The sequence below is a fragment of the Ruegeria sp. CDSB013 genome (assembly GCF_059611165.1).
Window position 1 is genome coordinate 202,350 of sequence record NZ_JBXWPA010000006.1, and the last position, 12,608, is coordinate 214,957.

9 protein-coding genes and 2 pseudogenes are annotated in these 12,608 nt (G+C 52.1%); 7 read left to right on the forward strand and 4 right to left on the reverse strand.

Translation table 11 applies throughout. The features are described from left to right. The first annotated feature begins 18 nt into the window (after positions 1-18). Positions 19-1,260 (forward strand): HupE/UreJ family protein, encoded by a 1,242-nt coding sequence (locus tag AC2FJF_RS12745; protein WP_496725736.1) that lies wholly within the window; start codon positions 19-21, stop codon positions 1,258-1,260. 574 nt (positions 1,261-1,834) lie between these two features. Here AC2FJF_RS12745 and AC2FJF_RS12750 read toward each other — a convergent pair. Together AC2FJF_RS12750 and AC2FJF_RS12755 are read right to left on the reverse strand one after the other, a co-directional pair. Further along, complete coding sequence (locus AC2FJF_RS12750) at positions 1,835-2,119, reverse strand: LysR substrate-binding domain-containing protein (RefSeq protein ID WP_496725737.1); 285 nt, start codon at positions 2,117-2,119, stop codon at positions 1,835-1,837. Between the two features lie 26 nt (positions 2,120-2,145). Then, positions 2,146-2,730, reverse strand: coding sequence for a LysR family transcriptional regulator (locus AC2FJF_RS12755; RefSeq protein WP_496725738.1), 585 nt, complete (start codon positions 2,728-2,730; stop codon positions 2,146-2,148). Between the two features lie 178 nt (positions 2,731-2,908). On the opposite strand from AC2FJF_RS12755, the gene AC2FJF_RS12760 reads away from it, so the two are divergent. The 3 genes from AC2FJF_RS12760 to AC2FJF_RS12770 all read left to right on the forward strand — a co-directional run bounded on the left by AC2FJF_RS12760 (position 2,909) and on the right by AC2FJF_RS12770 (position 7,055). Then, the gene (locus AC2FJF_RS12760) at positions 2,909-3,751 is read left to right on the forward strand and encodes a sulfotransferase domain-containing protein (RefSeq protein ID WP_496725768.1); all 843 of its coding nucleotides are present in this window, start codon (positions 2,909-2,911) and stop codon (positions 3,749-3,751) included. A gap of 130 nt (positions 3,752-3,881) precedes the next feature. Then, positions 3,882-5,651: an adenylate/guanylate cyclase domain-containing protein gene (locus AC2FJF_RS12765; RefSeq protein WP_496725739.1), complete on the forward strand. Its 1,770-nt coding sequence runs from the start codon at positions 3,882-3,884 to the stop codon at positions 5,649-5,651. A 294-nt stretch (positions 5,652-5,945) separates the two neighbouring features. Then, positions 5,946-7,055: a flavin monoamine oxidase family protein gene (locus tag AC2FJF_RS12770; RefSeq protein WP_496725740.1), complete on the forward strand. Its 1,110-nt coding sequence runs from the start codon at positions 5,946-5,948 to the stop codon at positions 7,053-7,055. A gap of 225 nt (positions 7,056-7,280) precedes the next feature. Here AC2FJF_RS12770 and AC2FJF_RS12775 read toward each other — a convergent pair whose 3' ends face one another. After that, positions 7,281-7,634 (reverse strand): hypothetical protein, encoded by a 354-nt coding sequence (locus AC2FJF_RS12775; RefSeq protein ID WP_496725741.1) that lies wholly within the window; start codon positions 7,632-7,634, stop codon positions 7,281-7,283. Between the two features lie 61 nt (positions 7,635-7,695). On the opposite strand from AC2FJF_RS12775, the pseudogene AC2FJF_RS12780 reads away from it, so the two are divergent. Beyond that, positions 7,696-8,013: pseudogene (locus tag AC2FJF_RS12780) on the forward strand (hypothetical protein); the annotation flags it as partial. Between the two features lie 8 nt (positions 8,014-8,021). Further along, a pseudogene (locus tag AC2FJF_RS12785) lies at positions 8,022-8,672 on the forward strand (IS6 family transposase). A 148-nt stretch (positions 8,673-8,820) separates the two neighbouring features. Here AC2FJF_RS12785 and AC2FJF_RS12790 read toward each other — a convergent pair. Further along, positions 8,821-10,791, reverse strand: coding sequence for a 3-hydroxyacyl-CoA dehydrogenase NAD-binding domain-containing protein (locus AC2FJF_RS12790; RefSeq protein WP_496725742.1), 1,971 nt, complete (start codon positions 10,789-10,791; stop codon positions 8,821-8,823). Between the two features lie 276 nt (positions 10,792-11,067). Here AC2FJF_RS12790 and AC2FJF_RS12795 point away from each other — a divergent pair, with 276 nt between their 5' ends. After that, entirely contained in the window at positions 11,068-12,606 is a 1,539-nt protein-coding gene (locus AC2FJF_RS12795) for a class I adenylate-forming enzyme family protein (protein ID WP_496725743.1), read from the forward strand. The last annotated feature ends 2 nt before the right edge of the window (positions 12,607-12,608 follow it).

A 12,608-nucleotide genomic window follows, 5' to 3' on the forward strand; every position in this document is an offset into this window, starting at 1 on the left:
TCTGTGGTAGTGGTTAGGTTGTTTTTTGCCACGTTCCTGTTTGCCATGATCTTTTTGTGCGCAGGCAGAGCAGAGGCGCATTTCAATCTAAACCAGAATGTCCGCATTCATCATGTGGCCCATTCGGAAGATGGCTTAGATGTCTATTTGCGCCTTCCGATGCCGTATTTGGTTGCGGAGCTCGTCGGTCCCGAAGGCCCGGACGGTTTGCCCGAACCAGCACCTTACACATACAATCAAATCGAAGATGGCGTGCTCATGCACTACTTGGATAAGGCCGCATTTCACAAAGACCCAACCGGCTTGGCTCGTATTGCTGTAAACGGCTTTGTGCTATCTATCGATGGTCACCGACAAACATCAGTAATCGTCTCGATAAGACTGCATCCATTGGGGCAAGAGCCCGGATTTGCTACGCTTAATGAGGCACGCGCGGCACTTGCTCAAAGAGATGATTTTCCAACAACGGAGATTTATGTTGGCGAGGTGATGGTTGACGTTCATCTGCGCTTTGTGACGGGAGAAATTGGAGCATACAGTTTATCCTACACTTCTGATCCGGGGCTTCCTGGACAAGAAGAAACGGCGAACCTGATCCTCGATTATAACGAGCAGGATGTTCGGACATTTCGTGCGCGGGGCCTGATGCATACCCCGGTTGATGTTTCCGGATCTGCGACCGCAGCCGCTTCGACCTTCTTTGTTGAAGGTATTCGGCATATTTTGGAAGGCCCCGATCATGTTCTCTTTGTGCTTTGCATGATCATCGGTGCTTTGAATTTACACAGCCTTCTCGCCCGTGTCACAGGCTTCACCCTAGGCCATACGGTAACGCTGATTTTGGGTTTCTTTGGCTTCGCGCCGAGCGGGGCGTGGTTTATCCCAACTGTCGAATTGGCAATAGCACTTTCAATAATCTACGCCGCTGCAATGGCGGTTTGGCCGCCAGAGAAAGGACATGGCGACCTCAAGGCCTTTGCCATCACGTCTGGCATTGGGTTACTGCACGGGTTTGGGTTCTCGTTCATGTTGCACCAAATTCTACGTGTGGATGCACCAAACGTTTGGCACAGCCTGTTGGCCTTCAACGTTGGAGTAGAGACTGGACAAGTCATGATCGTTCTATTGGTCTGGCCGTTGGTGTTGTTGTTGCGCAAACAACCAGGTCGTATCTGGGTCGGCTCTCGCGCCGCCGTTGCCGCTTGCGCAAGTCTGGTCGCAATGGTTTGGGTAGTAGAACGGGCAGAGTTCTTTCTCTGAAACTTGGGTTGTTGACATGAAGCACGCAGCTGCTGGCAATCTGACACGCGGCTTTTGCCGATGTGCGGTCAGTTCTTTGCGTGTCACTCAATCTGCGAAGTCTTGGATTGAATGTCCGGTTTGGGCTGCGACCAGTCAATCACGCAAGCCGCAGAGAACGGCAACCTGAGCCCTTTCTGCAATTTTCTGCTCAGCAATCGAATATCCGCAATCAAGCGCATATTCCGCAGATTGCATGCGAAATAGTCGATTAGCTCGCAGAATCCTACCTGAAGCGACCGGTATTCCGCGTCGGTTTGTGTGGGTCCTGCGAAAATCTGCGCTCTGAATTAGGATCGCAGGCCAGGCAGATGCGGACCTTGACTTGGTCTAACCAAGTCTCATAACGGCAGGCTGATTATCGAAGCGGCTACGTGCAGCCTGATCTGGCGAGTCCAGTTTGGTATTTGGCGCCTCATAGGCTGGTGCGTCTTCGGGATGCGAGGCTCAGCTGCAGGCCTTGCCGCTCAATACGTATTGGACCAATTTATGAAATCCAAAAAGATGCTGCCTACTACATTGATCTAACCGAACATTAATCACGCTCAAACTTTTTAAAGTGTTGGCCGGCAAAAGCCATGAAGCTTCGAACCGCCGGGCGTCTGTAACTTTCCTGAGAAGCGACCAACCAAAGAGTATGGTGAAGCTCATCGTGCTGGAAGCACCGCACGAGATCGGGATGCGCATCACCTGTCACACATGGTAGCAACCCTAGACCGACCCCTGTTTGCAAAGCCGCAACCATGCTGGCTACGGCGTTAACCTGATAAAGAACCTGACTGTCTTTGAGTTGCAGGTTTAACCAATCGACCGCTTTCATAACTTTCGCGACATCGTTCGAATAAACTAGGAACTTATGGTTTTTTTCTCTTTAAGTGTTTTTGGCGCCGTGTATTTTTGATCGTAGGACTGGCTGCAGTAAACGCCTAAGGGGAACCTGGCAAGTTTCTTGGCGACGAGCGCATCACCCGAAATCTCGTCCAATGGTCGAAGTGCCAGATCGGCCTTTCCGGTCTCGAGAGGTGGCTGATCCTTGTTCCAAGCGACGTCGATCATCAACTCAAATGCAATGTCCGCGTTCTTTTCCCGAAAGCTTGATACCAAACCAACGCCAAATCGCTGCATAGCCTCAGCGTTACCGGCAAAACGGATCACACCTTGATCATCACGCGTCAGCTGTTCGGCGGTCGAAATTACCGATGTTGCTGAATTCCGCATGGTTCTAGCTACATCCAGTAGCACCATGCCCTGAGCTGTTATTTCATATCCGCGATTGTCACGATCAAATAGCTTTAACTTCAAAGAGTGCTCAAGCGCATCAATACGGCGAGCTACTGTTGTTTGGTTCAGTCCAACAACACTGGCTGCTGCGAGTGTCGACCCTTCCTCAGCTACCGCGAGAAAAACTCTAATGTCATTCCAATTGAACATCGCCGGTCTCTCACACGTCAGTCTGCAGGAATGCAGAATAGCACATCACTATTCTGTATTTGTGCAGAGGGGGCTTGTAGGTATCCTAGCACCCAACTGTTGAACTTGCGAGGATCCTGCAGTGCGCGGCTTACCGGAAAAAACCCGAGACATTCATAATCATCACATCGATAGCACAGTGTGGGAAGACGTAAGGTTTCGCGACGACGACATCATCATTGGGACTTATGCAAAGTCAGGAACCACTTGGATGCAACAGATCGTGGGTCAGCTTTTGTTTGATGCACAAGAAGGAATTGCCGTTTCAGAAATGAGCCCTTGGGTCGACCTGCGCGTCCCGCCAAAAGAAGTGAAACTCGCAATGATCGAGGCGCAGACCCAACGCCGCTTTATGAAAACGCATTTACCCGTCGATGCGCTCGTGTTCCATGACAAATGCAAGTACATTTATGTTGGGCGCGACGGGCGCGATATTGTCTGGTCGTTGTATAACCATCATGCAAACGCAAACGAAGCTTGGTACGACGCGCTGAACAATTCGCCGGGGCGCGTAGGGCCGGCTATTGGCGCGCCTGCATGCTCAGAGATCGAGTATTTCCAGCATTGGTTGGAAAACGACGGCGCGCCGTTTTGGTCATTCTGGGAAAGCGTCCGCTCGTGGTGGGAGATAAGGGACCTGCCAAACGTGTTGCTGGTTCATTTTTCTGATTTGAAGGCTGATCTGGAAGGACAAATGTCTCGGATAGCCGACTTCATCGATGTGACCGTTGACGAAGAGACAATGGAACGCGCTCTTGAACACTGCTCGTTCGACTATATGAAAACAAACGCAGCTCAATCGGCGCCTTTAGGAGGTGCATTTTGGCAGGGAGGCGCCCGCACATTTATTCACAAAGGAATGAATGGCCGGTGGCGGGATACATTGCCGCAATCCCTCATAGATAAGTATGAAGAGACTGCAAAAACTCAACTTGGAGTGGAATGTGCCCGATGGATTATGTCCGGTAGCCAACAGGGCTGATCAGGCATCACCGAGTGATCGCAAACCGTGACTGCGAAGCCTCGGAAAAGGTCGCGCACAGCAGCGCGCTAGACGTTGTTCTTATTGAGTTTAATCCAGAACTCCAAACGAACCGGTGGGGTGCGAAGCAATGCTGGAGAATCGCAAGCTTGCAGCGATCTTGGTAACTGACATAGTTGGTTTCAGTCGTCTGACGGGTGCTGACGAAGAAGGCACTCTCGCCCGACTAAGAACCCTTCGTAGCGAGGTCGTCGAGCCGGCAATCGATGTACACAAAGGTCGCCTGGTGAAGCGAACCGGAGACGGATCGCTCATTGAATTCCGAAGTGTGGTAGAGGCTGTAAGATGCGCTATCGCAATCCAACGCGCGATGAACGAAAGAAATGCCGGTGTACCTCAGGAGCGCCGCGTAGACTTCCGGATGGGGATTCATCTCGGAGACGTAGTGGAGGAAGGTGACGGCGATCTCATGGGCGACGGCGTGAACATCGCTGCGCGACTGGAAGGTATTTCTGATCCTGGTGCCATCTGCATATCTGAAGACGCGTATCGTCAGGTTCGAGCCCGGCTCGACCTGTCGGTTACTGACTTGGGGAGGAAGTCACTCAAGAACATCAGCGAACCGTTGAAGGTCTACGCGTTGGAAGTTGGAACTCCCGCTGCCCCTGCAACTGGCGAATATGGCGATACTGTCCGGAATGCTCGTGACAAACCGTCTATCGCAGTCCTTCCGTTTACGAATATGTCCGGAGACGCCGATCAAGAATACTTCGTGGACGGAATGGCGGAAGACATCCTTACAGCGTTGTCCAGATTCGAGCAGCTGTTTGTAATCGCGAGGAACTCCAGTTTCGTGTACAAAGGCAGCGCCGTCGACATAACGCAGGTCGGGCGCGACCTCGGCGTAAGATATGTGCTGGAAGGCAGCGCCCGAAGATCGGGTGACCGAATTCGGATTACAGGTCAATTAATTGACGCAAAGACGGGAAATCACCTTTGGGCCGAGAAGTTTGACGGAGAGTTCAATGATGTCTTTGCACTTCAAGACAAAATCACCTCCAAGGTCGTAGGCGCCTTAGAACCGACCATACGTAAAGCTGAAATTGAACGCGCACGCCGAAAACCGGTGGAGCACATGGCGGCTTACGATCTTTATCTCCAGGCGCTGCCACATGTCTATGCATCTCATTCTGATGCCAACCTGAAAGCGCTTGAGTTGTTGACCAAAGCGACAGACATAGATCCAGATTTTTCGCCTGCCTTGGCACATATTGGCTGGTGTTTAGTGCAGCGTGCGACTCGACTGTGGGCGCCATTTGGTGATGATGATGTTGGCCTGGCGGTTTCAAAGGCTCGCCAAGTGTTAAACATCGAAAGTGATGATGCGCATTCGATTGTTCTTGGTGGGTTCGTCCTTGCTATGACTGGCACGGACTATTTGTCAGGTTTAGACGCTGTAAAGCGGGCCGTGGATATCAATCCGGGTTCCGGTTTCGTCAATGCGATGGCAGGCTGCGCTCTTGTATTTGGCGACGAACTCAGCGACGGCCTTGATCTACTGGGCCGTGCACTTGATCTTTGCCCGAAAGATCCGAATTATTTTGGCTACCTAACTGTCACTGCCTTTGGTCACCTAGTTGCGGGTGCACCAGAACGAGCACTAGAACTCGCACAGCGTGCTCTGGCGATGAGCTCTGGATGGGATTCTACCTATTGGGTCCTCATAACAATTTACGCAAAGCTCGAACGACTAGATGATGCAAAAAATACTGCTGAAGAACTGCTAAGAAAGCACCCAGATGTGACGACGACGCGATACGAGCAAGTACTGCCAATCAGGAGTATCGAGGCGCGTCGACTGGTTCTCGACAGCTTACAAAGTGCCGGAGTTCCGTCTTGAAGGATTGGTATCCGCCAGAGTTTGATAACGGCAGCTCGGCGGGGCAAAGCTGACACTGAAGCAACGCTTATGAAGGACCGCTTCGTCCGTAACACGAGAATTGCAAAGTCGGATTTTGAAGGTCCGCTTCGGGCTGACACCGGGCGCTTGGTTTAAAAAATAGATCTTGGGTCACTTAGCTGCAGCCCAGAGATGATTGACCAAAGCTTTGCTGAGATGTGATGTTTCCAAAATGATTGACCGAAGAAAATTCGCGAGCGTCTCTGGCGTTTGTGGCAACAAGCCCCAAGTATCTTGCGGGCTCGTCAACCCAAACGCGTGATTGTTGTCGGCGCCGGTGCAGCCGGGTTGACGGCAGCGTATCATTTGGTGAACGCTGGCATCGGTGTGCAAGTTCTTGAGGCGTCGAACCGATGGGGAGGAAGGGTTCGACGTCTTTCGGATTTCGCTGACGTCCCGTTGGATCTTGGCGCTGAATGGATCCACGATGAGCCTACGATCTTGGGCGAAATCATTGGCCAAGGGTCAGAATCGCTTGGTGTTGGAACACTTGAGTACCGACCTGAAACCTACCAATTCTGGCACAATGAACGGTTACGAGATTTTAATATGCTTCGTCATGCCTACGCCGAATTCAAATTTTATGACACGACTTGGTACGGCTTCTTGGAACGCTTCGTCTTGGCGAGTATCAAAAATAGCATTCGATTGAACGCGTCGGTTAGCTATGTCGATTTGAGTGGAGACGGCGTTGTAGTTCGAACACTTCGCGGAAAGACCTACCAAGCAGGCAAAGTGCTAATCACAGTGCCAATTTCCATGACGCAAAAGGGGCAAATCGTAACCTCCTCAGCCGACGTCAATACAAGGTTTGAAGACTTACTTGATACTCAATTCGGCGTCGGCTTCAAAGTCTTCATGAAGTTCCACGAGCGGTTTTACCCTGACATTTTGTTTGAGGGTTCTCGAACAAGCGTTCTTTCCAATGATTGGTCCGAAAAGACATACTACGACGCTGCTTTTGGAAAGCCGACGAATGAGAACCTGCTGGGGCTATTCACGGCCCGGGACAGAGCTATTCCGCGTTCTGAAATGGACCACTCGGAGTTGGTTCAAGACGTGTTGCGAGAATTGACCGAGGTCTTTGGCAATGTTGTGCACGACAGCTTCATTTCGGCACGGGCTCAGAACTGGTCGAAGGAACCGTTTATTGAAGGTAGTTATTCAATGTCCAATCAAGGTAGTTCGGACATAGAAGAAATTCTCCGGCCTGTCTCAAACAAGCTTTTTTCCTTGGTGAGGCACTTGGCGGTCACGCTCAGTCAACAGTACACGGTGCAGCGTTCTCTGCGATCAATGCCGTGTCACTCCTCCTTCAGACGTAGTTATTTTCGCGGTCCTTAACTCCGTTTCAGCTTCATAATGAAGCATGGAATTGAAACGGAATTTGTCCGTTATGCCAACCACCGGTCAATCACTCGCGCCGTAGAGAACGGCAAAACTCAACCCAACGCGCTCGCTTAAAGTGCGGAATATATCGAGAGAAAACCCGAAGCAAAAATCGCTTCCAGAAAGCGATGTCATTCTTTTTGTACGTTAAAAGTGTTCTTTTATCGACTGCCTCCGCCACTACTGCAGTTGTAAAATGTCCGGAACGCAAAGTTTTCTTTTTGCTGGCATTTTGTCCTCACCATCCGATCGTTTCAGTCGTTTCGGACCGTCTTTGACCTTGATCTTCGGCTTTTGTAGTGGGCCCTTCAAGGTCACGGGCCAGGGGCTCTTCGAAAGAGGTTCGCCAATCTTGCGGGGGTTTAGATTTAGGTCCAAAATCTTGCCCGCCACATTAACACCGCCAAAGACGACGACTTGGACATGATCTGTCTCCAATGTGGTCTGTTTCGTCGAAATACTTCCATTTGAAATACTAATCGGCGCACGCAAACATACGATTGGAGCAACCTTTTGTTTCTCTTTAGCAAACACCCAACCCTGAGTTGCACTTAGCACTGCGAGTTCGGCCTATTGCTACCATTGCCCGAAGGTTCCCGCGGTCTTTTACCTATTTGCTTTGGTCAGGGCGCAGATTTTGGGTTTCGAGCTCAGCCCGTGGGGTATCGCTATCATTGTCATAATAATGCGCTGGATCAAAATTCTGATCACCATGCGCGATATTGAGAACCTGCAGTGGATTCCAAATGTCGGCCTGGTGTTCAAAAATATCATCATGATCTTGTTGGGGGTCTGCGGCATCTATGTGGGCCTGCAGCACCGCTTTGCCAATGAAGTCAACTGGCAGACGATAACCCCATCGCTTGGGGACTATCGCGTTAATCGGCTCATTTGGCCAGTTTCTTGCGTTTGAGGTTGGTCATGCCGCGTAGTTCCCCTTTCAAGAAACACCGCTTCCCGCGTAAGATCATATTTTGTGCCGTGCGTTGGTACTTGAGCTACCCGCTTACCTATCAAGATGTGGTTAATTTTCTGTCAGAGCGTCGCATCTCGCTAGATCGATCGACGTGTAGCGGTGGGTTCAAAAATTCGGGCCTGAGCTGACCAGGCGGACCGAGAAGTATCTGCGTCGGGCGAGTGTCGATTGGCATGCCGATGAAACCAACATTCCGGTCGGTGGCAAAAGGTGCTATTTGTAGCGCGCCATGGATGCAAACGTTCAAATGGTCGACTTCCGACTAACCGTAAGCCGGGATGCCAAAGCTGAACGAGCTTTTCTTCGCAAGGCAATTGAGAGGGTGCGGGTACATCGTCCAGTCTAGATCTGCACAGACAATGCACCAACATATCGGTGCGTCATCCGTGATGATCTATCAGTGCTATGATCTGCATTTTGACAGCAACAGGCACATCGACAAGAAGTGGCGTAACAACCTAGTTAAAAGCAACCACGCCGCAATGAAGCGCATCCTCGGATATCGGCAAAGTTTCCGATCCTTACGAAAGGCAAAAGCGACCTTGAGTGGCATCGATACCATCCGAACCATCAAACGCGGCCACATTCACTACTAACAACGAGGCGTCAGAGGTGAAATCGAATTCGTGCGCCAACACTTCCTAGTGCCCACCTAAGGTTCAAGCCGCATCCCACAATTTCGAAACACGCCATCTAACATAACAGTCCCGTTTGGGACGCATCCCGTCCCGACAACCGCCGAATTTAGACCGGAACTTGGTCGGTGACTGAATTTTTGTGATACATCGGACCACCCTGGTATCGAGGGAACCCATAGCCGTTGACGAACACCACGTCGATGTCACCTGGCTTAGCCGCGATGCCTTCTTTCAAAATATCGTCACCCTCTTGCTGCAGCGCGTCGATACAACGTCGCGCGATTTCTTCCGCGCTCAGATCGCGCGAATTGATCCCTGCATCTTCGGCCACCTCCCGGATTAGTCCCAGAACAACCTCGTCTATCGAAGGATCCTTCTCGTTGTAACCATAAAAGCCAGCCTTAGTTTTGCGGCCTTTACGCCCCATTTCAACAAGCCGGTCATGGACCTGAAATGCGTAAGGATGCACGGCGCCGACAGGCAGAGATTTACGCATCAGATAGCCAATATCGATGCCCGACAAATCCAGCACCTGAAACGGCCCCATCGCCATTCCGTACTGGCGCAGCGCGGCGTCAACCGGTTCAGGTGATCCACATTCCAGCATCAACAACCCAGCTTCGCGCTGATAGGCTTGGTACATCCGGTTACCAATGAACCCGTGGCAGACCCCAGCAATCACACCCGTTTTTCCCAGCTTTTTCATTGTCGCCGCCAGAGTCGCCGTTACCGCCGGGTCCGTCTGATCGGTGCGAATGATCTCGACCAGCTTCATGATATGGGCAGGACTGAAGAAATGAAGGCCGGCAACGCGCTCGGGGCGATCGGTCGCTTGAGCGATCTCGTCGATATCTAGGTACGAAGTATTCGTCGCCAAAATGGCACCTGGGTGACAGATCTTATCCAGCTGTTTGAAGATTTTCTTTTTTATGACAATGTCTTCGACCGCTGCTTCGATCACAAGATCGGTCAAAGCCATATCATCATAGTCGGTCGTGGGTGAAATCAGCGTCAAAATGGTTTCGGCACGGGCTGCGCTCATCTTGCCGCGCTTGACCCCTTGTTCCAAATTGCCCCGGATTCGGTTGATTCCGGACTGTGCCGCCTCGTCCGAGATTTCGACCAGAGTGACGGCAATGCCTTGGGTGGCAAAGACCTGCGCAATCCCTGCTCCCATGGTTCCCGCCCCGATTACCGCAACACTGCCAATCTCGCCTGCTTGCGACAGATCCAGCCCCTCTACTTTGTAGGTTTCGCGTTCGGCGAAAAAGATATGTCGCAATGCACCTGATTGCGTGCTTTGGCGCAGGGTTAGAAATAAGTTGCGCTCTTTGTCGAGACCAGCCTGAAAATCCGGCCCGGTGGCAGCCTCAAGTGCGTCGATAACCGCCAAGGGCGCATCGAAGCCACGCTTGCGTTTGGCACACATGGCCCGCCATTGATCGAACAGGGCAGGATCAAAGCTGTTAGCCGAAATCGGCAGGTTGAGCTTGAGAGGGGCAGTATCGACCCCGATCAGCGCATTTGCATAGGTGATCGCTTCCGGTTCAAGATCGTCTGCTATCTTGTCAATCAGGCCAATTTCAACGGCTACTTTGGCAGAGACCGGCTTACCTTCAACCGCCAAATTAAGCGCTTGTTCCACGCCTACCAATCGCGGTAACCGCTGCGTGCCACCCGCACCGGGCACGATTCCAAGCGTTACTTCGGGCAACCCAAAGCGCGCATTCGCGGTCGCGATCCGGTGGGAACAGGCCAACGCAAGTTCCAGTCCACCACCAAGTGCCTGACCGTGAATTGCCGCAACAACAGGCTTAGGGCAGCTTTCGATGAAGGACACCAGATCGTTAAGATGGGGCGGCATCGGCGGTTTGCCGAACTCCCTTACGTCTGCCCCTGCCATGAAGGTCCGGCCGGAACATATTAGCACCGCAACAGCAATCTGCGGGTCGTTTGTGACCTCGTCAAATGCTTCCAACAAACCCTGCCGCACTGTCTGGGAAATGGCGTTCACCGGGGGGGCGTCGACCCGGACGATGCCAACCTGATCTTTGCGCGTCAAAGTAACCGCATTCATGACTTTCCCCTTCGATCAGCCTTTGGTTTGCCTTGTATGTTTAGCTGAAGCACCAAAGTCGTGGAAAATACTATGGTGTGATCACCGCCATAATAAATTACTATAACATTGCAGAGCGACAAGCATTGTCATGGCATCATTCCGCAATAGGTTTTTATTATCTTAGGCAGCTATAAATAGTATTTTCTTGTCTACAGCTAGCTCTCTACCCTTCCTTTCAATCTTGCTGTGCCTCCGCATTTCGAGGCCTGGATCGGATAATGCGAGGAATTGAACATGAACCTGGGAAATCTTGTAACACGCGCCGCCCTGTTCTGGGCCGACCGGATTGCCGTAAAGGACGAACGCGTATCACTGTCCTATGCGACACTGGAAGAGCGTACTAACCGGCTTGCGAACGCGTTGTCGGATGCAGGATTGACCAAGGGTGATCGTGTAGCGGTTCTGGCTTGGAACCGGTCCGAAATCGTCGAGGCCGAGGTGGCTCTGCTCAAAGGTGGCTTTACCCGCGTGCCGATCAATGCACGCCTGTCAGCAGACGAAGTTGTTCACGTCTGCAAGGACAGTGAAGTCAAAATTCTGCTGACAGACGAGGCGCATTTGGCAGCGGCGCAGCAGGCATTCAATGAAAACGAAAACTTGCAGCTGTTGGTGATGGGCGACGGTGGTAGTTATGAGGATGCTTTAGCTCAGGCTAAGACCGAGACCGTTTGCGCGGATGTCTCGCCAGATGACATCATGGTGCACCATTACACCTCCGGATCTTCAGGTGTGCTAAAGGCTGCGATGCATTCCCTCCGCAATCGCCGAGCAATCCTGCGTAAGATCACTTTCCGTTCTCGGCTGTATCCTGATCAACATGAAACGTATTTGCACGTGGGACCCATTACCCATGTGTCCGGAATGGCGATCATGCCCTTGCTATCACAGGGCCACACCAACGTCATCCTGTCGCGGTTCGACGTAGACACGTATCTTTCGACGCTTCAGGCTGAAAAGGTTACGCAGACCTATCTGGTCCCGACTATGATCAACCGCATTCTGGCCGCACCAAACCGAGGCGACTACGACCTCTCCTCACTGAAGTTGCTTCGGTACGGTGCGGCCCCCATTTCCCCGGCGCGTTTGCAAGAAGCGGTCGAGTTCTTTGGCCCGATCCTAAACCAAGGTTACGGCGCGGGTGAGGTATGCTCTTCAGTTACGCTGCTGACCGAAGCGGACCATGAATTGGCCCTGAACGGGCGGCCCGAACTGTTTAGCTCCTGCGGTCGTGCCCTCTTTGAGACTGAAGTCGCGGTGATCGATGACGAAGGCAACGAATTGCCCGTGGGCGAGGCTGGTGAGCTGGTGGTTAAGGGCGAGGATGTCATGCAGGGCTACTACAACGCACCCGAGCTGACTGCTCCGGTTCTGAAAGACGGGCGTTATCACACTGGCGACATCGCCTATATCGACGACACCGGCTACATCTTTATCATCGACCGTAAGAAGGACATGATCGTCACCGGCGGATTCAATGTATACCCCAACGAAGTTGAAAATGCCCTGTTCGAACGCCCTGAGGTTTACGAAGTTTGCGTTGTCGGCGTTCCTGACGCTGACCTCGGCGAGGCGGTCAAGGCCGTTGTTGTGGCACGCGATGGCGCCGAGATTGATACCGATGCCCTGATAACGCATTGCGTGGACAAGTTGGGCAAGTTCAAGAAACCGCATTCGGTCGATGTTGTGGTCGAGCTCCCTAAAAATGACGCCGGCAAGATCCTGCGCCGTCACGTGCGTGATGGATACTGGGCCGGTTCGGATCGGAAGGTGTAATC

Coding starts and splice junctions, on each gene's coding strand:
- AC2FJF_RS12750 (WP_496725737.1), bottom strand. CDS start 2,119: ATGAAAGCGGTCGATTGGTTAAACCTGCAACTCAAAGACAGTCAGGTT.
- AC2FJF_RS12755 (WP_496725738.1), bottom strand. CDS start 2,730: ATGTTCAATTGGAATGACATTAGAGTTTTTCTCGCGGTAGCTGAGGAA.
- AC2FJF_RS12765 (WP_496725739.1), top strand. CDS start 3,882: ATGCTGGAGAATCGCAAGCTTGCAGCGATCTTGGTAACTGACATAGTT.
- AC2FJF_RS12790 (WP_496725742.1), bottom strand. CDS start 10,791: ATGAATGCGGTTACTTTGACGCGCAAAGATCAGGTTGGCATCGTCCGG.
- AC2FJF_RS12795 (WP_496725743.1), top strand. CDS start 11,068: ATGAACCTGGGAAATCTTGTAACACGCGCCGCCCTGTTCTGGGCCGAC.